Origin of the sequence: Streptomyces tritici, assembly GCF_048500665.1 — a bacterium.
In the GTDB taxonomy this organism is placed as follows: domain Bacteria; phylum Actinomycetota; class Actinomycetes; order Streptomycetales; family Streptomycetaceae; genus Streptomyces; species Streptomyces tritici.
Map to the genome: position 1 here is coordinate 577857 of NZ_CP183183.1, position 23198 is coordinate 601054.

Here is a 23198-nt window from a genome sequence, read left to right on the forward strand (position 1 = left end):
GCTCGTGCGCCCGCCGGGGCCCCCTACGGCAGGCGCCAGTCGATGGGCTGGGCGCCCTGGCGGGCGAGGAGTTCGTTGGCGCGGCTGAACGGGCGCGAGCCGAAGAAGCCGCGGTCCGCGGACATCGGCGAGGGGTGCGCCGACTCGATGGCCGGCAGCTCACCGAGGAAGGGCCGCAGATTGCGGGCGTCGCGGCCCCAGAGGATCGAGACCAGCGGCTTGCCGCGGGCGGCCAGCGCGCGGATCGCCTGCTCGGTGACCTCTTCCCAGCCCTTGCCGCGGTGGCTGTTGGCCTTGTGCGGCTGGGTGGTCAGGGACCTGTTGAGGAGCAGGACGCCCTGGCGGGTCCAGGGCGTGAGGTCGCCGTTGGACGGACGGGGCAGGCCCAGGTCCGTGTTCAGCTCCCGGTAGATGTTCTCCAGGCTCGGGGGCAGCCGGCGCACGTCGGGGGCGACCGCGAAGCTCAGGCCGATCGGCATCCCCGGCGTGTGGTACGGGTCCTGACCCACGATCAGCACCCGTACGTCCTCGAAGGGCTGCTGGAAGGCCCTCAGGATGTGCTCGCCCGCGGGAAGGTACTTCCGCCCGGCGGCGATCTCCGCGCGCAGGAAGTCGCCCATCGCCGCGATACGGCCCTCGACGGGACGCAACGCCTCAGCCCAGCCGGGCTCCACCAGTTCACTCAACGGTCGTGCTGCCACGGCGCGTCACTCTACCGGCCTACACCGACAGCGCCGACCGCCGCGGGGATAGGGTGCGCGACGTGGACGGGACTGCGGTGGGCGAGTGGGTCGTGGGCGTCGATTCGGGCGGCTCCGGGCTGCGGATCGCCTGTGCGGAGGCGGCCGGCGGCCGGGTGGTGGAGACGGAGTCGACCCGCGAGCCGGTGCGCACCGGGCCGCGCGGGATCGAGGCCGGTCATCTGCTCGAACGGTTGCTGCCGTCGGTGGACGGGTTCCTGGGGCGGCACGGCGGGCGGATGGTCGCGGTCGCGGTCGGGGCGGCCGGGATGGCGACGCTCGGCGACGAGCTGCGCGCCGAGGTTCCGGGGGCGCTGCGGCAGGCGCTCGGCGTACGGCGGCTCGCGCTGGCGGCCGACGCGGTCACCGCGTACGCGGGGGCGCTCGGCCAGCGGCCGGGCGCGGTGGTGGCCGGCGGGACGGGACTGGTCGCGCTCGGCACCGATCTGACCGGCTGGCGGCGCGCGGACGGCTGGGGCCACCTGCTCGGCGACTGCGGCAGCGGGGCGTGGATCGGCCGGGCCGGTCTCGAGGCGGCGCTGCGGGCGCACGACGGACGCCGGGGCGGCTCGCGCGCGCTGCTGGCCGCCGCCGAGCAGCGGTTCGGCCCGGCGGCGGGGCTGCCGGGCGCGCTGTACCCGCGCACGGACCGGCCCGCCGTGCTGGCCTCGTTCGCGCCCGAGGTGGCCCGGTGCGCCGAGGAGGGCGACCGCGTGGCGTCCCGCCTGCTGCGCCAGGCGGCGGCGCGGATCGCCGAGTCCGCGGCCGCGGTGTGCCCGGCGGCGGGCGTGGAGGGCGCGGCGCGCGTCGAAGTGGCGCTGACCGGCGGCCTGTTCCGGCTCGGGGACCCCCTGCTCGTCCCGCTGGAGGAGGAACTGGCGGCCCAACTGCCGCACGCCCGGCGGGCGGCCGCGGCCGGAGACCCGCTCGCGGGTGCCGTGGCGCTCGCCGCCGCGCTGGCCGCCGGGACGCTCCGGCTGCCGGAGGACCCCCGGCTGCTGTACGTACCCGAGCATTGAACACGTAAGGAGCAGGCCGGACAAAGGCGGGCATCCGACGCCCAGTCGCACCTCACCGAACCGTCCGACGGGCGAAACCAGTAGCATGCGGCGCCATGAGCTCCCCCACTGGGCCCGCTTCCGGCCTGCCTGTACGAATGCCGCGACCCCGCCAGACCGGGCGGCACCGCCGACCCGAACCCGTGGCGGCGCCCGAGGGCGCTCCTACGCTGGTCCTGGCGGTTCCCGGCACGCCCACCCCGGCCATACGCTCCCTGGCCGAGGAGGTCGTCAGCATCGCCCGCTCCGAGCTGCCCGGCCTGGAGGCCGCGATCGGCTACGTGGACGGCGACGACACCGAGTACCCGACGCTGGGCACCGTGCTGACGGCCGTCACGGCCCTGCGCAACGAGCGCTACGAACTCGCCGTGGCCGCCGGCCGCGAGGTCAGCGCCCCCGAGGGCGCTCCGGCGGTCGTGGTCCCGCTGCTCGCCGGCCCGGAGAGCGCGCTGATGCGCCGCATCCGCGAGTCCGTGCTCAGCAGCGGTTCGGGCGCGGAGCTGACCGATGTGCTCGGCCCGCACCCGCTGCTCGCCGAGGCGCTGCACGTGCGGCTGTCCGAGGCCGGTCTGGCGCGCGCCGACCGGGCCCGGCTGTTCACGGTGGCCACGGCCGCCGACGGCATCATCCTGGCGACGGTCGGCGGCGAGGAGGCCGTCCAGGCCGCCGGCATCACCGGCATGCTGCTGGCCGCGCGCCTCGCCGTCCCGGTGATCGCCGCCGCGCTCGACCAGGAGGGCTCGATCGCCTCCGTCGCCGAGCAGCTGCGCGGCGCGGGCTCGGTGCAGCTGGCGCTGGCCCCGTACCTGGTCGGCCCGGAGCTGGCCGAGGGCCTGCTCGACGAGGCCGCGAAGGAGGCCGGCTGCCCCTCCTCCGAGCCGCTCGGCTCGTACCCGGCGATCGGCAAGCTGGTGCTGTCGCAGTACGCGGCGGTCCAGGGCATCACGCTGCAGCAGGGGTCCCCGGCCCACTGACGTTCCCGTACACCGCACGATCAGCCGCAGGGCCCGCGCCGGAGTCTCCGGTACGGGCCCTGCGGCGTCTGTCCGCGGTACGGGCCCTGCGGCGTCTGTCCGCGGTACGGGCGCCGCGGAGTGTCCGCGGCGTGGGTCAGGCGAAGACCACGCAGGTCGCCGCGGGGACCGGGAGCGCGCCCGCACGGGCGGGGATCCCGGTGGCGGGGTCCAGGTCGAACCAGGTGACGTCGCCGGAGCGCTCGTTGGCGACGTACAGGCGGCGTCCGGTGGGGTCCGGCGTCAGGTCCCGGGGCCAGTGGCCGCCGCACGGCACGGCGGCGACGGGCTCCGCCGCGTCCCCGGCCGCGGACAGCGCGAGGACAGCGACGGTGTCGGCTCCGCGCACCGCCGTCCAGGCGAAACGCCCGTCGGGCGCGACGACGATCCCGGAGGGGTGGCCCGGCTGACGCAACGGGGTCTCCCCCAGCGGTTCGAGGGCGCCGGCCTCGGCGTCCCAGCGGCAGACGGTGACCATCGGGACGAGTTCGTGCACGACGTACGCGTGGCCGCCGGCGGGGTGGAAGGCGAGGTGCCGCGGCCCGCTGCCGGGGCGCAGGGCGTGCTCGCCGTGCAGCCGCAGGGCGCCCGACTCGGGGTCGAGGGCGCAGACCCGGACGGAGTCCGTGCCGAGGTCCACGGAGAGGATCCAGCGCCCGGACGGGTCCGGGAGCACCTGGTGGGCGTGCGGACCGGCCTGCCGGTCCGCGACGGGCCCCGCGCCCTCGTGCCGCAGCACCGCGGCGGCGGCCCGGGGCGTGCCGTCCGGGGCGAGCGGCAGGGCGCTGACGCTGCCGGAGGTGTAGTTCGCCGTGAGCACGTGGCCGGCGGCGACGCACAGGTGGGTGGGTCCGGAGCCGCGCACGGCCGCGGGCCCGCCGAGCGGGCGCGGAACGTCACCGGAGACGTCGAACGCGGCCACGGCCCCGTCCTCGGTCTCGGAGACGGCGTACAGCACGGGCCGCCCGTGGGCGGTCCGGGCGGGCGCGAGGAAGGACGGCTCGGGAACGGCGTCCGTCGCCCCGGTCACGGTCGGCACGCCGGTGCGCGGGTCGACGGAGAGGGCGACGACGCCCCGTCCCCCGGCCCCGGTGAACGAGCCGGCGTACGCCCGCAGGGCGTTCCCGGCGGGGCGGGCGCCCTCACCGGTCGCCGCGGTGTCCGGGCGGTCCGCCGCGGCCGCTCCTGTGGTGCCGGCGGGTCCCCCGCCTCCGTCGGGTGCGCCCACCGCGTCCTGTTCGGTCACAGCCTCTCCCCTCCGCGCGCTCGGTCTGCGCGCGACGGTAGCAGGCGGTCTAGACCAACGGGGGCGACTCGGCCGACGAGGCCGATTCTGCCGACGGGTCAGGCGGAGACCATCGGGTCGCGGGGCGAGGACTTCAGGGGCGTCGCCAGGGCGGCGAGCGCCTTCTCCAGTCCGTGCAGATGGGCGAGCGCGGGCTCGCCGATCCCCTGCGCGGTCTGCGGTACGGCAGTGGAGGCGGAGTCGTCCACCCGGCAGCACCCCAGCTCGTCGGCGGTGAGGGCCTCCACGGCCTCCTCCACGCGCCAGCAGGCGGCGGCCAGGCGGGCATCGTGCGCGGCGGAGGGGTCCGCGGCGACGGCGACCAGACCGCGCACCTCGCGGGCGCAGTCGTCGAGCAGGGCGATCACGTGCCGGGCGCGGGCCTTGCGGGCGCGGAACGGGTTCAGCGGGTGCAGCAGCGGGGCGAGCGCCATCCGGACCCGGACCAGCAGCTGCTCCAGCTCCGCGGCGTGCGGCGCCGGGTCGCCCTCGCGGTCGCCGGCCAGCCGGGCGATCGCCTCGGCGGTGGCGGCGTGCATGCTGTGCAGCGCCCGCTGGATCCAGGCGTGGTTGGTGGCGTGCGTGGTGATCGGCAGCACCAGCGCCACCGCGAGGGCGGCACAGACCGCGCCGACTCCGGTCTCGGCGAGCCGCAGCACCAGCAGGCCGGCGTCGAGGACGCCGAGCAGTCCGTACAGGGCGCTGGCCATGACGGTGACGGCGAGCATCATCCAGGAGTACGACACGGCCGCCGTGTAGAAGATCCCGAACACGCAGACCGCGACGAGCACGGCCGTGGGCCCGGGCGCGCCGTGCAGCGGGATCGCCACCAGCACGCCGAACACGATGCCGACGACGGTGCCCAGGATCCGGCGGAAGCCGCGGACCAGGGTCTCGCCGCGCGAGGTGGTGTTGACGAAGATCCACCAGACGGTGCCGACGGCCCAGTACCAGCGCTCGTCGGACAGGAACTGTCCGGCCACCAGGGCGACGGCGGAGGCGGCCGACGCCTGTACGGCCTGGCGGGTCGTCGCCCGGGCGAGGCCCGTGCCCGGCAGCGCCGGCGGCGCGGCGGGCGGCGGGACGCGGCGCTCGATCGGCCAGAGGACGAAGCGGGTCGCACCGGAGGCGACCAGGGCGAGGACCACCGCCGCGTACAGCTCGGGAAGCTGCGCGGGCACGGCGTGCAGGAACTGCGTGCTGAAGAAGTTCATGAACGCGAAGATCCCGAGGGCGTGGCCCCGGGGGCCCCAGCGCCGGGCGTAGACCCCGCAGAAGACCACGAGGACGAACGCGGCGTCGCGCAGCTGCGGCAGCCCGTGCAGGGTCGTGGCCAGGGCCAGGACGGGGAAGCCCGCCGCCGGCAGCAGCGCGGTGGTGACGGCCTGGGCGCGCACGCTCGCGTCGGTGACGGTGAAGAGGGCGAGCAGCGCGGCGAGGCCGGCGACGATGGAGGCGACCAGCGACAGTCCGGCCGCCTGGGCGGCCGCGACGGCGAGACAGACGCCGAGCACGGCACGCAGCGAGGTACGCAGTCTCAGATATCCCGGGTCCGGGGCCACGAACATCTTCTTCACGGCGGTGCGCCGCCCCCCTTGCAGTGGTGCGCGCCGCGCCGTCGCCGCCCGGGGTGGTGGGCGCGCACGGACACGACGAAAGCACCGCGGTCCGGAGGCGGCGTCGTTGCCGTCCGGCGCTGCGGCGCCTGGAAGTGGTTGGATGCTGCAAGGATAACGGCGCGGACACGACTGGCTCAACAGAGCCGCGGATCACTGGGCCAATGGCCCAGGGATACGGGCGGAGGCTCGGCCGACGGTGTGCCAATGGATTGGGCGGGCGGCACGACGGCGCGTACGGGCCCCTGGGGGCGGGGCACGCTTATCCTCGACAGAGAGCGGCGCGCCGAAGCGTACGGACGCCGAACCCCCGGGGTCTGAACGGCAGGTGGGCCATGATCATCAGCCATGTCTTCGACGGTGACGGCGTGCTGCGCGTCACGATCCTGCGCGACCTCGACATCACGAATCGCGCGGCGGCCGCCCTGCAGATCGAGGCGCTGGTGTCCGCCCACCGTCCGAGCGCGGTCGTCGTCGAACTTCCCGTGGGCCCGCCCTCCCCCGCGACGCTCAGCGCCCTCGCCCGCGCCCAGCGGATGTGCCAGAGCCTGGCCATCCCGCTGACCGCGACCGGGCCGGGCGCGACGGAGCCGGCGCCGGAGGGCGTCGCCACCCGCACCCCCGGGACGCGGCGGCTCACGTACGGGGCGCGGCAGGACCACTGACGGCCGGGGCGGCGCGCCGCCGGCGGTCGCGCCCGCGCGCCGGGGGCGGGGGTCGGGTGATCCTGGTGGCATGGCCGGTGTCGTGAAGGCGCCGAGCGGGTCGCGGACGCCCCGGGCGTCCCGGACCGTGATCCCGGCCGGGTACGGCCGGGCGGCCCGGCGGGCGGTGCGGGTGACGGCGGCGGCCGGCGGCGGCTTCTACGTCTTCCTGTACGGCTTCGGTTCGACCACCGCCGCCACGTACGCGCTGTTCGCGCCCATCGCCCTCGGCGGGCTCTCCCGCATCCCCGGCACCGGGCGGCAGCGGGCCGCCGTGATGCTGCGGGCCGCGCCCTGGTCGTGGCTGCTCGTCACGCTCGGCACGTACCTCGCGGTCCGGACGTGGACCGCGGTGGCCGGGATGCTGGTCGTCGGGTTCGCGCTGGCCTTCCTCGCGGTGTGCGGGCCCCGGCCGGCCGGGGCGGCGCCCGGTCTCCAACTGCTGTACATCCTGCCGTGCTTCCCGCCGTACGATCCCGGCTCGCTCGGGGAGCGGCTCGGCGGGGCGGCGGCGGGGCTCGGGCTGCTGCTCCTGGCCGAGGCGCTGCTGTTCCCGGAGGCGCCGGGTCCGTCGTACGCGGACCGCGTCGCCGCGGCCGCGCGGCTCGCGGGGCGGTGCGCGCGGGCGCTCGCGGCGCCGCCGTACGCGCTGAGCGCGCGGGACGTGCGCGCCGCGCACGCGGCGGCGCGGGAGCTGCGGCCGTCGCAGGCGGCGGAGGCGGACCGGCCGGCCGGTCCCGGCCTGCGGGACCGGGCGCTCGCCCACGCGGGGCTGGCGGCCCGGGCGGTGCTGAGCCGGCTGGCGCTGCTGGGGCCGCCGCCGGGCCCCGGCGCGGGGCAGGGGGAGCTCGACGCGGTGGCGCGGGTGACGGAGGCGACGGCGCTCCGGCTGACGCGGGGGCCGGCCGACGACCCGAGGCCGCAGGAGGACCTGGGCCGGGTCCGCACGGCGCTGGCGGCGGAGCCGGCCGGGCCGGCGGTCGGCGCGGCCGTGCTGCGGCGGCGGGCCTCGCTGCTGGAGATCGTCGACGCCACGCTGGCCCTGTCCATGGCCGCCTCGCTCGCGGTGCGCGGGCGTGCGGCGGGGGCGGTCGTCTCGCCGGGCCGCTTCTGGTACGCGGGTCTGCCGGCGCCGCGGCTGTGGTGGCACCGGCTGGCCGGCAACGCGGGACTGCGGTCCGTCCACTTCCAGAACGCGGTCCGGATCGGCCTGGCGCTGGCCGCGGCCCGGCTGGTCGCCGGGGTGGACACGCTGCCGCACGGCTTCTGGGCGCTGCTCGCGACGCTGACGCTGACCCGGACGACGGTCGCCGAGACCAGGGTGACGGTGCGGCAGGCTCTGGCCGGAACCCTGGTCGGGGCGCTGGCGGCGGCCGGGCTGCTGATCGCGGCGGGCGCCGACACGACGGTGTACGCGGTGATCCTGCCGTTCGTGATGCTCGGCGCGTTCACGGTGGGGCCGGTCAAGGGCGTGGGCTGGGCGCAGGGGCTGTTCACGGTCGTCGTGTCGCTGGCGTTCGCGCAGCTCGCGCACGAGACGTGGCGGATCGCCGAGTTCCGGCTCCTGGAGGTGCTGGCGGGCAGCGCGATCGGCGCGGTGTTCGGGCTGCTGGCATGGCCGCGCGGGGCGCACGACGAGCTGCGGCGCTCGGGCGCGGCGCTGATCCGTGCGGCGGCGGAGATCGTGGTGGCCACGGTGGCGGCGGTGGTCGTGGGCGGGGTGCGGGAGCACCGGGCCACCGCGCCGGGGCACCGGTCGCTGCAGCGCGGGCTGATCTTCGCGGAGTCGGCGTTCGCCCAGTTCCAGAGCGAACCGGAGGGAGCGGGCCGGGGCCCGGGCGTCCTGCGGGTGGGCGGCGGCCGGGCCGAACCGGACTGGCAGGCGGCGCTGATGATGGGGCACCACACCCTGTGGGGCTCGGACCGGCTGCTGGTCCCGCCCCCGCCGCCCGCCGGCCCGGCCGGCCCGGTGGTGGCCCCGCCCCTGGGCCCACGGGCCGCCGCGGAACTCCTGCGCCTGGGCGACCGGGTGGCCGGACGCATGCTCCTGGTCTCGGCCGCCGTCGACCCGGGCGGCGACACCCCCGAGGCCCCGGTCCCCCCACGCGACCCGGCCCCCTCCCCGAGCGACCCGCGCGACGCCCCGCCCGCGTACTACGTCGCCACCTCCTGGCTCACCGCCCTCCTCACCGACCTCGAACGCATCACGGGCACCGAACGGGAAGCGCGCGGGGGCGTCGCCTAGTGTCTCGGCCGTGGACACCGGTAGGGCGCTGGCGCGCGACAAATTTCACCTGCAGTCGGTCGAGTACGCCGCCGCCTGCCCCGCCTGCGGGGCCGCGGCGCGGTGGGTCGCCGCCCACCTGCTGTGGAGCGGCCGTCCGCGCTGGGACACCGAGTACTCCTGCGCGGCGTGCGGCTCCGCGGCCGCGATCTGCGGTGTCACGCCGGACGACGCGCTGCGCGAGCGGCTGCTCGCCGCGAACGGGTCGACGACGCTGCGGGTACCGGCGTCCGCGCACCGCGCGTCCGTCATGCGGGTCCTGCGCGCGGTGTTGGGCCTCGGCCTCGCGGAGGTCCGGGAGGCCCTGGAGCGGGCACTGGCGGGGCGGCTCACGGGTACCCGCCCGGAGATGGAGCAGCTCGCTCGGGCCCTGCGGCGGGCGGGCGTCGCGGCGGAGACCAGGTGAGAGGGACGTAGGGTCCGCGGTGGAAGAAAGGTGGGGCATGAGCGGGGAGCGGTGGGAGTTCGAGGAGTGGCGGGGGGCGCTGGGGCGGCTGGCGCCGGGGGCGGCCGTGCTCGTGGGGCTCGCGGCGGCCGAGCGGATCGCGGGGGTGCTGGGGCCTGAGGGCGGACCCGTCGCCGAACTGCTGGACGCGTGCTGGGGCGGGGACGCGCCGGAACGGATCCGGGCGCTGAGCGACGCGGTCGAGGAGCGGGCCGCGGCGTACGAGGAGGACGCTCTCGACCCCGAGGACGGGGACGAGGTCCTGCCCGAGGACGCGGCGATGCTGCCGATCGACGCTTTCACCGCCGCCGTGGAGGCGGCCGGCGCCTGCGCCGGCGGGCCGTGGGACGGGGCGCTGCGAAGTCTGCAGACCGTGGCCATGGGCGCCCCCGACCCCGTGGCGGAACTGCACCGGCAGCGCGCGGATCTGACGCTCGCCGGCGCGGCCGGCGACGCCTGGGCGGAGGTCGCCGACCAGCTGCGCGAGCGGGCGCGACGGGACGCCGAGGGGTTCGCGGCCGGGGGCGGCTGAACCCGCGGGGCCCCTGGTACGTCCTATCCCGTGACCGCCCGGCCCGAAAGGAACCCCCGATGAGTGTGAAGGCACGGAAGCTCTTCGACGCGCTGGATCTCGACAGCGACGGCACCCTCACGCGGTTCGAGGTGATCAGTGCGCTGCGCACCAAGGGGCCGACGCTGGCCGCTCAGGGTGATCTGCCGTTCTGGGGTCTCGGGGACGCGGACGCCGCCTCCGCGTTGTTCGACGCCGCGAACCAGAACGGCGACGACGTGCTGACCTTCGAGGAGTTCGCCACGGAGATCGACCGCCGCTTCGGCTGGTAGGGCCGGTCCGCGCGGCGTCCCCACTGGGCCATTGGTACGGTCGAAGGACCGGACACCTGGCCATGAGGAGGACCGCGCGGCATGGCCGTCGACGCCCTGGACACCCGCATCCTGCGGCTGCTGATCGAACAGCCGCGCACGAGCGTGCGCGAGTACGCGCGGATCCTCGGCGTCGCGCGGGGCACCCTCCAGGCCCGGATCGACCGCATGGAGCGGGAGGGCGTGATCACCGGCACCGGGCCCGTGCTGTCCCCCGCCGCCCTCGGGCATCCGGTGCTCGCCTTCGTGCACATCGAGGTGACGCAGGGCCATCTCGACGAGGTCGGCGACGCCCTCGCGGCCGTCCCGGAGATCGTCGAGGCGTTCTCCATCACCGGCGGGGGCGATCTGCTGACCCGGGTCGTGGCCCGGGACAACGAGCACCTGGAGGACGTGATCCAGCGGCTGATCAACCTCCCCGGCGTGGTCCGCACCCGGACCGAGATGGCCCTGCGCGAACGGGTCCCGCACCGGCTGCTGCCCCTGGTGGAGGCGGTCGGCCGGGAGGCCGCCCCGTAGCGGCGAACAGCGCGCGCCGGGGCGGAAAAAGGGCGTGGCCGGGGCGGGCGGGTGATCGTACGATCCCGGGGTGATCACGCCTCCGGACCCGCTGCCCGCCGACGTTCCTCCTGGCTCCCCCGAACAGGCGCTCGCCGTGGCCGACGGCGCGGCGGAGACGCTTCCGGAGTGGCGTAAGTGGCCCGCGGAGGTACTGGTCCCGGCCGTGCGCGTCGCGCTGCTGCGCGCGGAGCTCGAACGCGGCCCGGAGGCCCTGGAGCGCGAGGAGCGCGGGGAGCCGCTGTACCAGGCGGTGCGGGCGACGGACATCTGCGCGGTACGGCGGCCGGCCGCGCTCGTGGAGGGGCTCGCGGCCGGCGGCGACCCGGTCCTGGAGGCCGAGGCGCTGCGGCTGGCCCGCGAGGGCCTGCGGGCGAACGTGCTCGGCCCCCGCTTCGTCCGCGACGTGCTCACCGGCCTGCTCGGCTCGCCCGCCGAGGCCGTCGTGGCCGGCGCGCTGACCGAACTCGGCGAACCGTGGGCGGCGGTGGAGCCGCTGCCGGCGGGGCGGCTGACCGCCCTGCTCGACGGTCCGGCGCTGACCGCCGAGGCCGCGCTCGCGGCCGCCGAGGCGCACGGCCACGGCGAACTGCTGCGCCGGACCGCCGAGGACCGCGACCGGCCGGGCCGGGTGCGGCAGCGGGCGCTCGCGCGGTACGGCGAGACGGCGCGGCGGGACGACGTCGCCGCCGTCCTCGCGCTCGCCGCCGAGGACCCGCTGCTGCTGGGCGGGGCGGCGGTGGACTGCCTGCGGGCGATGCACCGGCGGGGCCACTTCCCCACCGACGCCGACGTCCCCGCCGTCCTGGGTCTGGCGCTCGCCGACCACGCGATCCCGGCGCGCGACGCGGCGACGATCCTGTACACCAGCCGCCACGCCCTGCTCCGCCTGCTGCTCGACGCCGCTCCGGACGACCCCGGCTGGGAGCGCCGCCTCGACCTGCTGGTGGCCCTGGACGGACAGGGCGCGACGGGGCTCCCGGTCGCGGCGGAGCTCGCCGCGCTGCTCCCCGGCGTCCCTGCGCCGGGACCCTTCCTGCGCGCGCTCCGCGCCCTGCGCGACCCCGGGACCGAGCCGGCCGTGCTCGCCGTCCTGCCGAAGGCCCCGGCTGACGCGCTCGACGCCCTGGAGGCCGTCGGCGGCGAGCTGACCGTACGAGCCCTGACCGAGCGCCTGGGCCTCGACGGGGACGAACCGGTCGACGTGACCCCGGAGTTGCGCGCCGTACAGGACCGGGCCCTGGAACTGCTCTGGCTCCTGAACACCGACCCCGGGCTGCGCCACCGCGTCCTCGTCCGCCTGGACCCGGACCGGCTCCCCGCGCGGATCGCCGCGGACCTGGGCGGGCCCGACGAGCGCGAACTCGCCGTGCTCGCCTCGCACGTGGACCCGCTCCGGCCGGTGGACGCGTTCCGCCGCCTCGCCGACCACGGCGGCCCCGGCACCCTGCCCGTCCTCGCCGACCTCCTGCTGCGCATCGCCGGGGACCCGGCCGCCGTGCCGGAGCCGGACGACCCCGACCGGCGCGAGCACGCGGTGCCGCGGGACGTGGTGGACGCCCTCTGCGGGCTGGGGCGACGGCTGCACGCACGCGGCCGGATCCGGCCGCCGGCGCTGCTGGACGCCGCCGACGCCGAGGCCGCGGGGCAGGCGGTGGCCGCCGAACTGGTGCTGGGTCTGGTGGAGCGGGACGGGGTGACGGCCCCCGAGCAGGCCGTCCTGCTCGCGGTCCTGCTCCACCTGCCGCGCGCGCCCCACCGGACCGTACGGGCCCGGGTGCACCGGCTGCTGCGGCACCCCGACCGCCACGTCCGCAAGCACGTCGTCGCACTGCTCGCCCGGGACTCCTCCGGCGACGGGGTCGCGGCGCTGTCGGCGGGGCTGCTCGCGCTCACCGGCCCGGCTCAGGATCCGCAGACCGTACGGCAGACCGTGACCGCCCTCGGAGAGGCCGGGGCCCGCTGGGCGGCGGGCGGGATCGCCGCCTGCCTCGACCACCCGAACATGAACGTGCGCAAGACCGCCGCCCGCGCCCTCGCCACCGCCGGCACCCCGGCGATCGTGCCGCGGCTCCTGCACGGGCTGGGACGCACCGACAACCCGGGCCTGCGCGAGCTGCTCGTCGCGGCGCTGCGCGCGCTGCTCGGCGACACCTGCGCGGCGACCGTCTCGGCCGCCGCGCGGCGCGAGTCCGACGAGCGCGTCCGCACGCGGCTGCTCTCGGCCCTCTCCTGCGGACCCGCGCCCGACGCGGGCGCGGCCTACCTGCGCCGGCTGACGGAACGGGGCTGGGACCCGGACCTCGCGCTGGCCCTGGCCGACCTGCCCGGGGGGCACCCCGTGGGGCTCGCCGAGCTGCGCCCGTACCTCTCGGACTGGCTGGAGCTGGCGGGTCGTTCGGCCGGGGCGCGGTCGGCGGTGCTGCGGCTGCTGCCGAAGATCTGCCCCGCCCCCTGGCCGCCGCACGAGCGGGCCGCCTTCGCGCGGTCCCTCACGGTGCTGCTCGACGGTCTCGCGGAGGCGGAGGGCGAGCTCCGGGACCGGCTGATCGAACTGCTCGAAGCCGTCGCCCCGGAGCTGCCGCGCGCGGCCGCCGGACGTCTCGCCGTGGCGCTGCGCGCCCTGCCGCCGCTGCCCCCGGGCCGGCGCTCGACGCTCCCGCTGCTCCAGTTGTGCGGCGCGGTCGTGGTCCGCGCGGACCTCGACCGCGAACTGACGGCGGCCGCCCTCTCCGCCGAGCCCGAGGCGGTGCGCACGCGACTGCTGCGGGAGACCTTCGGGGTGACCGACACGTCCCCCGACACGACCTCCGACGCGTCCGCCCACGCCTCCTGGCGCGGTGAACTCGCCGCCGCCGTCCGGACCGTGGACGGGCTCGCCGCGTTCCGCGACCGGTCGGACGTCCGCGACTCCCGCGCCCTGCTGGCCGCGCTGATCGACGTCCAGACCGACGCCGCGCCGGCCGTACGGGCGGCCGCGCTCGACTGGATGACGGACCTTCAGCCCCTCGGGCTCCCGGCGTGGACCCTCGCGGAGACGGCGCACGAGGCACCCGCCGCGCCCCGCGACGTAAGCCCCGCGGACCTGGACCAGCCGCGTTCCGCCGCCCAGCACGAACGGCTGCGCGCGCTGCTCGGCTCGGACCTGCCCGAGCAGCGGAACACCGCCGCCCGCGTCCTGCTGGCCTGGCCCGAGCCGGCCGCGCGCGCCGCGGTCCTCGACGCGTACCTGCGCGGCCGCGTGGACGAGCCCGACTCCGTGCATCTCCCGGCGCTGCGCCGCGCCCTCGCCGAGGCCGATCCGGCGGCTCTGCTCGCCCGCGCGGAGGGGGCCGAGCAGTTCGCCCGGCTGGCCCAGGACCTCGGCGCGCGGGAGCTGACGCCGCTGCTGCCCGTACTGCTCCACCTGTGGGAGCGCGGGCCGGTCACGGCCCGTTCCGACGCGGCCGCGGCCCTGCGCCGTCTGCCGGCGGACCTGCTCGTCCCGCACGTGGAGGACAGGATCGCCAGGGGTGCGACGGGACTGCTCGACCTGCTCGCGGGCCGCCCCCTCCTGCGCACGGCCGCCCTGACGCGCCTGCACGAGCGCCACCCCGACGCCGGGCTCGTCCTCGTGGGCGGCCCGCTGCGCGGCCCGGACGCCGCGGAGCGGGACGCGGACGCGCTGCGGGCGCTGCGCGAGCGCGCCCCGGCGACGACGCTCCGTCCGCTCGACCGCGCGGAACTGGTCCTGATGCTCCGGTCCGGCGAGCCCGACCGCATCCGCCGGGCCCTCGCCCAGGTCACCGAGCGCAGGACGGGCATCGAACAGCCTGAACTGGTCGGCCTGCTCCGGGAGTTGCTGACCCACCCGAACACCGGCATCCGGCTGCTCGCGCACCGCACGTCCCGCACGCTGCTCGACCGCGAGGCCCATCTCGCATTCACCGAGGTCCTGCTCGACGACCCGCAGCCCGACGTCGTGCGCGGCGCGGTCCGGGTCCTGTCCCGGGCGGGCCGGCAGACGGTGGTCCCCGCGCTGACCGCGCTGCTCGACCACGCGCACCCGACCGTCCGGCGGGCCGCGGAGGAGGGCCTCGTCCACCTGGGACCCGCCGCCGTCCCGGCGCTGCGGCGTGCCGAGTCCCGGTCCCGCCCGGACCGCCGCGACCGCTACACCCGGCTCCTGTCCCGCATCGCCGACCAGGAGCGCTGAGCCCTCAACGAGCCTCGCTCAGGCGGGACTCGGCGGCCGCGCGCACCTCCGGCTCCTCCATCGGGTCCTCGGCCAGGTACGCGAGCCGCCGCCGCACGGTCGCCAGGTCCGGAGCCGAGGCGATGCCGAGCAGCCGGGACTCGGCCTCGCAGTCCCAGAGCACCTCGACGTGCACGGACTCCAGGCCGGCGGGGTCGATGGCGGCGAGGGCCTTGAGGTAGGCGGGCCGCTCGCAGGAGTGGGGGGTGTGCCACCAGTACCTCCGCAGCGTGGGGACGGCGTCGGCCGCCGCGGACCCGTGGCGGGCGAGGCCCGCGGCGAGGGCGGCGGGCCCGCACCAATTCCCGTCCCGCCACTCCTGCTCCAGCGCTTCCGTCAGCCGCGGCAGGTCACGGCGTTCGCCGTGCCGGGCGAGCACGTCGAGGCCGGTCCACTGGAGCCACGGCCGGGCGTCGCGCGCCCACTCCCGCGCGTACCGCAGGGCGACCGCACCGAGGCGCTCGACCACCCGCCCCAGCAGCGGCAGCGGGCGCTCGCCGTCGGCGGAGCCCAGGCCGGGGACCAGCGGCAGCAGTGCCGGCTCGGGCGGCCGCCCGGCCAGCCGATGGAGCGCCCGGCCCTTGGCGGAGTCGCCCTCGGACGGGTCGGCGAGCACCGCGAGCAACCGGTCGGTGCGCGGGCCGACTTCGACCTCCTGCCGCGGGCCGGGGTGCTCCGCGAACCGGACGGGGAGGCGGTCCCGCCAGTGCTTCCACGGTTCCGCGCGCCACAGGGCCGGCCGCTCTCCGCCGAGCCGGGACCGCACGACGTCGGCGAGGTCGTCCCACCACGCGACGGGCCAGGCGCCGGCGACCGTCGTCAGCACGTCCTCCCAGTGTTCACCCGCGCCGATGTACGTCCGGAGCGTCGCGCGTGCCTCGGCCGAGCCGCCCCGGGCGAGCAGGCTCAGCATTCCGGCTCCTCGCGCGCAGGCGTCCCCGTCGGCGTCGGACAGAAGCGTGACCAGCGGGTCGAGAGGCAGGTGCAGGTCGCGGACCAGCCGTGCCGTGTAGAGCTCGCGGTCGTCGCCGGTGTCCCACGCCCAGTCGTGGGCGACGAGCCCGCCGACGAGCGGCGCGGCCGCCACGGGGTCCCGGAGTGCCTGGGCTGCTCCGTGCCCCCTGCCCCTCTGCAGCAGCCCGGCGAGTGAGCGGACCGGTTCGTACGTGGTGCCGTCCAGGATCGTGAACCGTCTCTCTCGGGCTGGTGGCGTGCGGGCGGGTCAGTAGTGGCGGGGCGACATCACCTGTGGCTCGGCGTCCGGTGGGGCGGCGAGGAAGCAGCGGGGCATGCCCGGCCCGGGGGTGACGTGGACGGCGACGGGGGTCGGCGGGTCGGTGGGCAGCTCGACGTCGACGACGACGGGGCGGTCGTGCGGGGTGGTGGCGTATCCGGTCTCCTTGCCGTCGACGAGCACCTCCACGACGGACGTGTGGCCCGTCTGGACGGTGACGCTGACGGAGTGGCCCGCGTGGTCGACGTGGAAGTGATGCCGTCGTCTCATTTGCTCCTCCGACCCCACGGGACCACGAACGCCCCTTCTTCAGCGTAGGAGGCCCGTGCCCGCCCCGCAGCCGAATTCCGCCGGGCCCCTCCGCCCAGCCTCCTGTATCCAGGTGACATGGACTCCTCGCAGCGACACGACCCCCCGCGCGTCCCGCGGCGCCGTGCGGTGCCCTGGCTCCTGGCGTTCTCGTTCGCGCTGATCGTCACGGTGACGGTGGTGGACATCCTGGCGCCGCCGGAGGTCCATCTGGGTCCGTTCCTGGTCGCGGCGCCCGCGCTGACCGCCTCCTTCGCGGGGGCGCGGACGACAGCCCTGGTCGGGGCGGTGGCGGTGCTCGCGCAGGTCGTCGTGGCCGTCGTCCGGACGAGCCTGACGGACCTCAATCACACGTACCAGATCCTGGCCCTCGTCCTGATCTCCGTGGCGGTGACCTTCTTCGCCCACCTGCGCGAGGAGCACGAGCGGAAGGTGACCCGGCTCCGCTCGATCGCCCGGGCCGCCCAGGGCGCGGTGCTGCACCCGCTGCCCCGGCGCGCCGGCCCGCTGCGCATCGCCTCGCTGTACCTGGCCGCGGAGGAGGAGGCGCTGATGGGCGGCGACCTGTACGCGGCCGCGCGTACGGCCGGCGGCACCCGGCTGCTCATCGGCGACGCCCGGGGCAAGGGACTGGACGCCATCAGCGAGGCGTCGCTGGTCATGGGCGCGTTCCGGGTGTCGGCGGGGCGGGCGGCCGAGCTGCCGGAGCTGGTGGCGAGCCTGGAGGCGGGCGTGGGCACCGCGCAGGGACCGTCCGACAGTTCGGCCGAAGGGGGGACGGAGGCGGAGTTCGCCCGCGAGGAGGCGTTCGTGACCGCGCTGGTCCTGGACGTCCCGGACGACGAGCCGGTGATCCGGGTGGCGAACTGCGGGCACCCGCCGCCGCTGGTCCTGCGGGAGGGCGAAGTGGTGACGCTCGGCAGCGCCGCGCCGAGCCCGCCGCTCGGGCTGAGCGCGGTCCTCTCCCCGGACGTCGTCGTCGAGTCGTTCCCGTTCCGCCCCGGCGACGTGCTGCTGCTGTACACCGACGGGGTGATCGAGGCCCGCGGCCGGGCGTCGCGGGCGTTCTACCCGCTCACGGAGCGGCTCCCGGCGTGGGCCGGGGCCGGACCGGAGGAGCTGCTGCGGCGGCTGTCCGAGGACCTGACCGCGTACGTCGGCGGACGGCTCGGGGACGACGCGGCGCTCGTCGCGGTGGAGCGGGGCGGGCCCGGCGGCGCGGCAGCGGCCGACGAGGCCGGCTGAGCCGGCGGCGGCGGCCCGGTTAGGCTCCCGATCATGACCGTCGTCCGTTCCGTCGCCCTGTTCGCCGTCGCCGCCCTCTTCGAGATCGGCGGGGCCTGGCTCGTCTGGCAGGGCGTCCGTGAGCACAAGGGCTGGATCTGGATCGGCGCGGGGGTGGTGGCCCTGGGTCTGTACGGGGTCGTCGCCACCTTCCAGGACGACGCGGACTTCGGGCGCGTGCTCGCCGCGTACGGGGGCGTCTTCGTGGCGGGCTCGCTGGCGTGGGGCATGGTCGCCGACGGGTACCGGCCGGACCGCTACGACGTGATCGGCGCGCTGGTCTGCCTGGCCGGCATGGCCGTGATCATGTACGCGCCGCGGGGTCACTGAACCGCACCGGACGTCGGCGCCAGGGCCCTCGGTGCGTCGGTCCGTCGGTGCGTCGGTCCGTCGGTGCGTCGAGGTCACAGGCCCAGGGGCGGCAGTTCGCTCTTGGGGTCGGCGGGGTCCTCGCTCAGGGAACTCCGGAGCGCCGAGCCCAGGCCGCGCCGGGCGACGAGCCTGGCCTCGGGGAGGTCCGCCAGGATCTCGTACCCCTCGCCGTACGTCTCCGGCAGGGCGGGCAGCCGGAGCGCGGCGAGGACCGCGTCGAGGGGGCCGCGGTCCCGGCCGGGGGCCCGGAGGGCGGCGGTGACGCGCTTGCGGTCGCCCTTCGGGAAGGCGGCCACGAGCGCGGCGGCGACCGCGTCGGCCTCGTCGTGGGAGGGAATGCCGTCCGGGCCGTCCCAGAAGTGGCTCGTGACGAGCGTGCGGGCCCGGACGAGGCTCAGGCCGTAGCGGTCGGCGACCCGCGACACCACGAGGACGGGCCACGGCTCGCCGGCCGTGAACGAGCGGGCCAGCCGGACGAGGTCGCCCTCGCCGAGCAGCGACCGGCGCAGACCGGACCGCCACCGCCCGCCGGCCGCCTCCTGCGAGGGGGCGGGCTCGACGAGCGTGATGCCGGTGCGCGCGAGCGGTGCCATGCGGTACGTGACGCCGGTGAGCGCCACGGCCTCGGTGACCTGGCGCACCGTGGCCGGGACCAGGGCGAGTTCGCGGCGCGCGCCGCCCGCGTCCGTCTCGGCTGCGCCGGGCGCGGGCGGGCGGACGGCGCCGCCGAAGAAGGGGGTCTCCGCGGCGACCTTGGCGCGGACGCCGGTACGGAACTCCAGGAACGCGGCGGCGCCGCCGAGGTAGGCCCAGGGGTACGCGGTGGCGTGGCGGCCGATCGCCCGGAACACGTCGAGGGTGTCGGCGGCGGGCCGGCCGTCGCGGATCATCGTCCACGCGAGGTGGTTGCGCACGGCCGCCAGGTGCCGGTCGCCGGCCGGGCGGGCGGCGGACAGGGCGCGGGCCCCGTCGATGGCGCGGTCGACCCGCTCGCGCGCGAGCGGGCCGTACTTGGTGGCGGCGTCGCCGTCGAGGCGTGCGTCGAGGGCGAGTTCGGAGAGCGCGACGACCGGCAGGCCGCGCAGCCGGTGGCCGGCCGGGCTCGCGGCCGCCGCGCGCTCGGCGAAGGCGAACATCTCCTCGTGCGAGCCGTACCACTTGGCGGCCAGGTACTGCACCGCCCGCGTGTGCGCGGCCCAGTTGTGCGGGTCGAGGGCCAGGGCGCTCGCGAGGTGGTCCTCGAAGACCTCGCGCGAGGCCCGCGAACCGGTGTCGTGGGCGAGCACCACGACCCAGGGGGTGGGGTCGCCCTGGTTGAGCGCGACGGCCTCCTCCAGGACCGGCACGGCGTCCTCGAGCAGCGCGCGGAACCCGGCGAACTGCTCGGCGGACACCTCCGAGGCGCGCGCGCCGGTGCGTACGGCCCAGGCCCGGTCGACGGCCGCCTCGGCGCGTACGAGGGCCACGTCGGGGTCCGCGGGCCTGCGGGCCCACCAGTCCTCGAGCCGGCCCGGGCTCTCCAGCAGCGTCCCGGCCAGCTCCGCGGCGGCCTCGCCCCGGAGGGCCCAGCTGCCGGACTCCCGCGTGCGGGCGAGCAGTCGCTCGGCCGGCTCGAACCGCCCCTGCCGCACGGCCTCGCAAGCCTCGCGCACCCTCGGGTCGGGCGCGTCGAACTCCACCTCGTCGTCCGCGGGCAGCCCGGCCCCGGTCGCCGCGAAGTGCCGCAGCATCCGGGGCAGGCCCAGCGGTCCGGGCAGACGCGGCATCGAAGGCTCCTCACGGGTGCGGGCGGCACGGGCGGTCGGGCCAGCGTACGAGCCCGCCGCCCCGCCCCTGCGGTCGGGGCCGGGGACCGTCGGTGTGCCGGCCGGGGCGGTGGGGCGACGCCCTACGGGCGGCCGGCCGGGTGCGGCCGTGTCCCGCCGGCCGTCGCGGCCGGAACCGCCGCGGATGCTGGTTCCGTCGCCCGTTCCGGTTTCCCTTCCCGGTCCGGTTCCGCTTCCCGGTCTGGTTCCGCCATGGGCTCCCGCTCCGGCTGGTCCACGTACCCCTCCGCCTGCACGGTGAACAGCCGCTCGTAGACCCCACCGGACGCCATCAGCTCGTCGTGCGTGCCGTGTTCGGTGATGCGGCCGTCGTCGAGCACGACGATCGTGTCGGCCTCGCGGACCGCGCTGAGCCGGTGGGAGACCAGCAGGCTGGTGCGGCCGGAACGGTGGGCGCGCAGCCGGGCGTGCACCTCGTACTCGGCGCGCGCGTCGAGACCGGCGCTGGGCTCGTCCAGGATCAGCAGGTCGCGGTTCTGCCGCAGCAGCGCGCGGGCGAGGGCGAGCCGCTGCCACTGGCCGCCGGAGAGCACGGTGCCGGCGGTGGGATCGTCGTCCTCGGCGGGGCCGTCGGCGAAGAAGATCCGGCTGAGCAGGGTGTCGTACCCCTGCGGCAGCGCGGCCACCAGTTCGTGGGCGCCGGCCAGTTCGGCGGCCCCCCGGACGCGGTCGCGGTCGTCGAGCAGGTCGAGGTCCCCGAGGGCGATGTTCTCGTGGGCGGTGAGGTCGTAGTTCATGAAGTCCTGGAACAGCACGCCCATCCGACGCCGCAGCTCCTCGGGGTCGAGGTCCCGCAGGTCCGTGCCGTCCCAGCGGACCGAGCCGCGCACCGGGTCGTAGAACCGGCACAGGAGTTTGATCAGTGTGCTCTTGCCGGCGCCGTTGAGGCCGACGAGGGCGACCGAGCGGCCGGACGGGATGAACAGGTCGACGCCCTTGAGCACCCACGGGTGGTCGTCGTGGTACCGGAACCACACGTCGCGCAGTTCGATCCCCTGACGCAGCGCGGGCACGCGCGCCCCGGCGCCCGTGGCCAGGTCGTCGGGGAGTTCGGTGACCTCCACGTGGTACCCGAACAGCAGCAGCGCCTCGTGCGCCTGGGCGAGCCCGGCGACCAGGCCGACGAGCGCGGCCTGCACACCGGCGACCGCCGCGACGAACGCGGTGACGTCGCCGACGGTGAGCCGGCCGGCGAGCGCCGCGCCCACCGCCCACAGCAGTCCGCCGCCGGCCACCGCGGCGGAGAGCGCGGCGAGCCCGCCCTGCACGGCGGCGTCCTTGCGGTCGAGGCGGCGCTCGGCCCCCTGGACGGTGGCGAGTTCGCCCAGCATGCGGTCCTTGAAGAAACCGCCGAGGCCGTAGAGCCGTACCTCCTTGGCGGCCTGTTCCTCCGTCAGCAGGGCGGAGTAGAACAGCTCCTTGCGCATGGCGGAGGAGGTGGCCGCCAGCATGCCGACGCGTCGCCGGGACAGCGCGAGCCGTCCGAGGAGCACCGGCACGGCGGCCAGCAGCACGACCACCGCCATCACGGGGCTGAGCACGAACAGCGTGGCGAGCAGGCCGAGCAGGGCCACGACGTTGCGCCCGGTCTCCGCCATGCCGCCGGTGACCGGCGACAGGGAGCCCCCGGACGCCTGGGCGGCCATCCGCAGCCGGTCCAGGTGCTCGGGGTCCTCGAAGCGCGACAGGCCGTGGAAGCCGTTGACGGCGGTGTGCAGCCGGTCCCGCAGCGCCCGGTCCATCCGGCGGCCGAGTTCGCCGCGCAGGTACTCGGCGAGGTGCGGCAGCAGCGCGCCGAACAGGCCGACCGCGCCGAGGCCCGCCGCGTACGCGAGGGTGTGGTCGCCGCGGTCGCCGGTGAGGTCGTCGACGAGGAGCTTGGTGAGCCAGGCGGTGGCCGGCGGGACGAGTCCGGCGGCCACCGCGACCGGCAGGTGTCCGGCCCAGATCCACGGGGCGGCGTCCCAGCAGGCGGCCCAGGCGGTGCGCAGGTGGCGCAGCACGCGCGGGCGGCGGGGCGGCGCTCCGTCCGGCGCCGGGGTCACCGTGCGGGGGCCGGGGCGGGCAGCTCGGCCACGGCGATTCCGGCCCGGAGGATCACGCCCTCGGCGTCGACCTGGAGGAAGGTCGGGAAGGCCCGGATGTCGACGGCCTTCATCAGCCGGTCGCCGTCCTCGCCCGTGACGATCTCCGGTACTCCGGCCAGGAGTCCGGTCAGTTCGTCGGCGTGGGCGCCGACGACGACCGCGGTGGCGTCCCCGGCCGTCGCGGCGGTCACGAAGGCGGGCGCCTGCTCGTGGCAGGCCTCGCAGCCGACGGAGAAGAAGCCGAGGGTGCGCGGGGCGCCGCCGGTGTGCTCGGCGAGTTCCGGGACCCGGCGGCCGACGAGCTCGTTCGGGTCGTAGGCGTCCATCGGGCCGGCGGACCTGGCCAGCCGCTCGAACCTGCTCTCGTGCTCGCGCAGCCGGCGCAGCACGGCGAAGAGGACGAGGAGCTGGAAGACGCAGAGCGCGGCGACGAGCACCAGCGCGACGACGAGATAGGCCATTTCCTTGACTCCAGTCAGCGAGTGGTCGGCACGAGGGCCAGCAGGTCGTCCATGCGGACGACCATGAGGGCCCCGATCGCCGCCGTGCCGGCCGCCAGCGCGAGCCCTCCGGGATGGACGGCGCCGGGCGCGGCCGTCAGGGCGGCGAGGCCCACGGCCGCGACGGCGACGAGGAGGGCGTTGCGGATCACGTGCGGCAGGCCGAGCGGGGCGCTGGTGGCGCCGAAGCAGTGGCAGGGCACGAGCCGGCCGCCGCGCCGGGCGGCGAGGATGCCGGCGACGAACGCGGCGAGCACCGCGATCGCGAGGCCGAGGCCCGCCGCGGCGGTCGCCGGCACGGCGAGCAGGACGGCGGTCAGCGCCTCCGCGCCGACGGTCGCGGCCGCCACCGGGGTGGCGAGCCCGCGGGGGAACAGCCGCAGCGCGGCCAGGGAGGCGGCGAAGCCGGTGAAGGCCGGGCGCCGCCGGGTCTTGCCCACGACCGCGGCGAGGAAGACGAGGACCAGCAGGAGGCGGGCGGCGAGCCCGAGGTAGTACACGCGTCGGCTCCTCGGCGTACGGTCCGTGGCTCCGGGGCCGCGGGGGCCCCGGAGCGCTTCGGTGGGTGTCCGCTCAGCACTCGCCCGAGCGGTAGCAGGCGCCGCAGCTGGTGTAGCCGCCGACGACGTGGCACAGGCGGCGGTAGTAGTAGATGCCGCTGCAGTAGCAGAACTTGTAGAAGCTGGTGTCGGCCTGAGCGGTGGCGCTCGGCGCGAGCTTCTCCAGCATCTTGTCCCCGAGGTTCCTGACAGCCTTCACGGTCTGCC

At 76.9% G+C, this 23198-nt stretch carries 21 protein-coding genes; 11 read left to right on the plus strand and 10 right to left on the minus strand.

Annotated features, from left to right (window positions below):
- Positions 1-23: 23 nt before the first annotated feature.
- Complete coding sequence (locus ACNJ93_RS02670; protein WP_418955677.1) at positions 24-701, minus strand: uracil-DNA glycosylase; 678 nt, start codon at positions 699-701, stop codon at positions 24-26.
- 62 nt (positions 702-763) lie between these two features.
- Between ACNJ93_RS02670 and ACNJ93_RS02675 the strand changes: the two genes are divergently transcribed.
- Positions 764-1759, plus strand: a complete 996-nt coding sequence (locus ACNJ93_RS02675) for an N-acetylglucosamine kinase (protein WP_418955678.1) — start codon at positions 764-766, stop codon at positions 1757-1759.
- Positions 1760-1854: 95 nt separating this feature from the next.
- On the plus strand, positions 1855-2772 hold the full coding sequence (locus ACNJ93_RS02680; RefSeq protein ID WP_418955679.1) for a sirohydrochlorin chelatase: 918 nt from the start codon (positions 1855-1857) through the stop codon (positions 2770-2772).
- Between the two features lie 136 nt (positions 2773-2908).
- Here the strand turns inward: ACNJ93_RS02680 and ACNJ93_RS02685 are convergent, their stop codons facing one another.
- On the minus strand, positions 2909-3928 hold the full coding sequence (locus ACNJ93_RS02685) for a lactonase family protein (RefSeq protein ID WP_418961292.1): 1020 nt from the start codon (positions 3926-3928) through the stop codon (positions 2909-2911).
- 227 nt (positions 3929-4155) lie between these two features.
- Positions 4156-5664, minus strand: coding sequence for an FUSC family protein (locus tag ACNJ93_RS02690; protein ID WP_418961293.1), 1509 nt, complete (start codon positions 5662-5664; stop codon positions 4156-4158).
- Between the two features lie 383 nt (positions 5665-6047).
- Here ACNJ93_RS02690 and ACNJ93_RS02695 point away from each other — a divergent pair, with 383 nt between their 5' ends.
- The 7 genes from ACNJ93_RS02695 to ACNJ93_RS02725 all read left to right on the plus strand — a co-directional run bounded on the left by ACNJ93_RS02695 (position 6048) and on the right by ACNJ93_RS02725 (position 14780).
- A complete protein-coding gene (locus ACNJ93_RS02695) occupies positions 6048-6377 on the plus strand; it encodes a hypothetical protein (RefSeq protein ID WP_418955680.1) in 330 nt (109 codons plus the stop codon).
- Between the two features lie 70 nt (positions 6378-6447).
- Positions 6448-8661 (plus strand): FUSC family protein, encoded by a 2214-nt coding sequence (locus ACNJ93_RS02700; protein WP_418955681.1) that lies wholly within the window; start codon positions 6448-6450, stop codon positions 8659-8661.
- Positions 8662-8671: 10 nt separating this feature from the next.
- Positions 8672-9106: a hypothetical protein gene (locus tag ACNJ93_RS02705; protein ID WP_418955682.1), complete on the plus strand. Its 435-nt coding sequence runs from the start codon at positions 8672-8674 to the stop codon at positions 9104-9106.
- A 37-nt stretch (positions 9107-9143) separates the two neighbouring features.
- The gene (locus ACNJ93_RS02710; protein WP_418955683.1) at positions 9144-9677 is read left to right on the plus strand and encodes a hypothetical protein; all 534 of its coding nucleotides are present in this window, start codon (positions 9144-9146) and stop codon (positions 9675-9677) included.
- Positions 9678-9736: 59 nt separating this feature from the next.
- The gene (locus ACNJ93_RS02715; RefSeq protein WP_418955684.1) at positions 9737-9988 is read left to right on the plus strand and encodes an EF-hand domain-containing protein; all 252 of its coding nucleotides are present in this window, start codon (positions 9737-9739) and stop codon (positions 9986-9988) included.
- A gap of 81 nt (positions 9989-10069) precedes the next feature.
- Positions 10070-10546 carry an Lrp/AsnC family transcriptional regulator gene (locus ACNJ93_RS02720; protein WP_418955685.1) on the plus strand — a complete coding sequence of 159 codons (477 nt, stop codon included), beginning with the start codon at positions 10070-10072 and terminating at the stop codon, positions 10544-10546.
- A gap of 70 nt (positions 10547-10616) precedes the next feature.
- Complete coding sequence (locus ACNJ93_RS02725) at positions 10617-14780, plus strand: HEAT repeat domain-containing protein (RefSeq protein ID WP_418955686.1); 4164 nt, start codon at positions 10617-10619, stop codon at positions 14778-14780.
- A 4-nt stretch (positions 14781-14784) separates the two neighbouring features.
- Here the strand turns inward: ACNJ93_RS02725 and ACNJ93_RS02730 are convergent, their stop codons facing one another.
- Complete coding sequence (locus ACNJ93_RS02730; protein WP_418955687.1) at positions 14785-15906, minus strand: hypothetical protein; 1122 nt, start codon at positions 15904-15906, stop codon at positions 14785-14787.
- A gap of 135 nt (positions 15907-16041) precedes the next feature.
- Positions 16042-16323 (minus strand): hypothetical protein, encoded by a 282-nt coding sequence (locus tag ACNJ93_RS02735; RefSeq protein ID WP_418955688.1) that lies wholly within the window; start codon positions 16321-16323, stop codon positions 16042-16044.
- 117 nt (positions 16324-16440) lie between these two features.
- On the opposite strand from ACNJ93_RS02735, the gene ACNJ93_RS02740 reads away from it, so the two are divergent.
- Positions 16441-17607: a PP2C family protein-serine/threonine phosphatase gene (locus ACNJ93_RS02740; RefSeq protein ID WP_418955689.1), complete on the plus strand. Its 1167-nt coding sequence runs from the start codon at positions 16441-16443 to the stop codon at positions 17605-17607.
- A 33-nt stretch (positions 17608-17640) separates the two neighbouring features.
- Positions 17641-17976 (plus strand): YnfA family protein, encoded by a 336-nt coding sequence (locus ACNJ93_RS02745; protein ID WP_418955690.1) that lies wholly within the window; start codon positions 17641-17643, stop codon positions 17974-17976.
- Between the two features lie 74 nt (positions 17977-18050).
- On the opposite strand, the gene ACNJ93_RS02750 is transcribed toward ACNJ93_RS02745, so the two are convergent.
- The 5 genes from ACNJ93_RS02750 to ACNJ93_RS02770 all read right to left on the minus strand — a co-directional run bounded on the left by ACNJ93_RS02750 (position 18051) and on the right by ACNJ93_RS02770 (position 23190).
- On the minus strand, positions 18051-19784 hold the full coding sequence (locus ACNJ93_RS02750; RefSeq protein WP_418955691.1) for a hypothetical protein: 1734 nt from the start codon (positions 19782-19784) through the stop codon (positions 18051-18053).
- A 122-nt stretch (positions 19785-19906) separates the two neighbouring features.
- Positions 19907-21889 carry an ABC transporter ATP-binding protein gene (locus ACNJ93_RS02755; protein WP_418955692.1) on the minus strand — a complete coding sequence of 661 codons (1983 nt, stop codon included), beginning with the start codon at positions 21887-21889 and terminating at the stop codon, positions 19907-19909.
- Positions 21886-22392 carry a hypothetical protein gene (locus tag ACNJ93_RS02760; RefSeq protein ID WP_418955693.1) on the minus strand — a complete coding sequence of 169 codons (507 nt, stop codon included), beginning with the start codon at positions 22390-22392 and terminating at the stop codon, positions 21886-21888. Before ACNJ93_RS02760 ends, ACNJ93_RS02755 begins: the two co-directional genes overlap by 4 nt.
- Before the next feature lie 14 nt (positions 22393-22406).
- The gene (locus ACNJ93_RS02765) at positions 22407-22931 is read right to left on the minus strand and encodes a MauE/DoxX family redox-associated membrane protein (RefSeq protein WP_418955694.1); all 525 of its coding nucleotides are present in this window, start codon (positions 22929-22931) and stop codon (positions 22407-22409) included.
- 73 nt (positions 22932-23004) lie between these two features.
- A complete protein-coding gene (locus ACNJ93_RS02770) occupies positions 23005-23190 on the minus strand; it encodes a hypothetical protein (protein ID WP_418955695.1) in 186 nt (61 codons plus the stop codon).
- Positions 23191-23198 lie beyond the last annotated feature (8 nt).

What these genes read in the sequence shown, in the direction of transcription:
- ACNJ93_RS02690 (WP_418961293.1), bottom strand. Translation starts at nt 5,664, where the DNA reads ATGTTCGTGGCCCCGGACCCGGGATATCTGAGACTGCGTACCTCGCTG.
- ACNJ93_RS02710 (WP_418955683.1), top strand. Translation starts at nt 9,144, where the DNA reads ATGAGCGGGGAGCGGTGGGAGTTCGAGGAGTGGCGGGGGGCGCTGGGG.
- ACNJ93_RS02760 (WP_418955693.1), bottom strand. Translation starts at nt 22,392, where the DNA reads ATGGCCTATCTCGTCGTCGCGCTGGTGCTCGTCGCCGCGCTCTGCGTC.
- ACNJ93_RS02745 (WP_418955690.1), top strand. Translation starts at nt 17,641, where the DNA reads ATGACCGTCGTCCGTTCCGTCGCCCTGTTCGCCGTCGCCGCCCTCTTC.
- ACNJ93_RS02750 (WP_418955691.1), bottom strand. Translation starts at nt 19,784, where the DNA reads ATGCCGCGTCTGCCCGGACCGCTGGGCCTGCCCCGGATGCTGCGGCAC.
- ACNJ93_RS02680 (WP_418955679.1), top strand. Translation starts at nt 1,855, where the DNA reads ATGAGCTCCCCCACTGGGCCCGCTTCCGGCCTGCCTGTACGAATGCCG.
- ACNJ93_RS02740 (WP_418955689.1), top strand. Translation starts at nt 16,441, where the DNA reads ATGGACTCCTCGCAGCGACACGACCCCCCGCGCGTCCCGCGGCGCCGT.
- ACNJ93_RS02715 (WP_418955684.1), top strand. Translation starts at nt 9,737, where the DNA reads ATGAGTGTGAAGGCACGGAAGCTCTTCGACGCGCTGGATCTCGACAGC.
- ACNJ93_RS02735 (WP_418955688.1), bottom strand. Translation starts at nt 16,323, where the DNA reads ATGAGACGACGGCATCACTTCCACGTCGACCACGCGGGCCACTCCGTC.
- ACNJ93_RS02695 (WP_418955680.1), top strand. Translation starts at nt 6,048, where the DNA reads ATGATCATCAGCCATGTCTTCGACGGTGACGGCGTGCTGCGCGTCACG.
- ACNJ93_RS02720 (WP_418955685.1), top strand. Translation starts at nt 10,070, where the DNA reads ATGGCCGTCGACGCCCTGGACACCCGCATCCTGCGGCTGCTGATCGAA.
- ACNJ93_RS02700 (WP_418955681.1), top strand. Translation starts at nt 6,448, where the DNA reads ATGGCCGGTGTCGTGAAGGCGCCGAGCGGGTCGCGGACGCCCCGGGCG.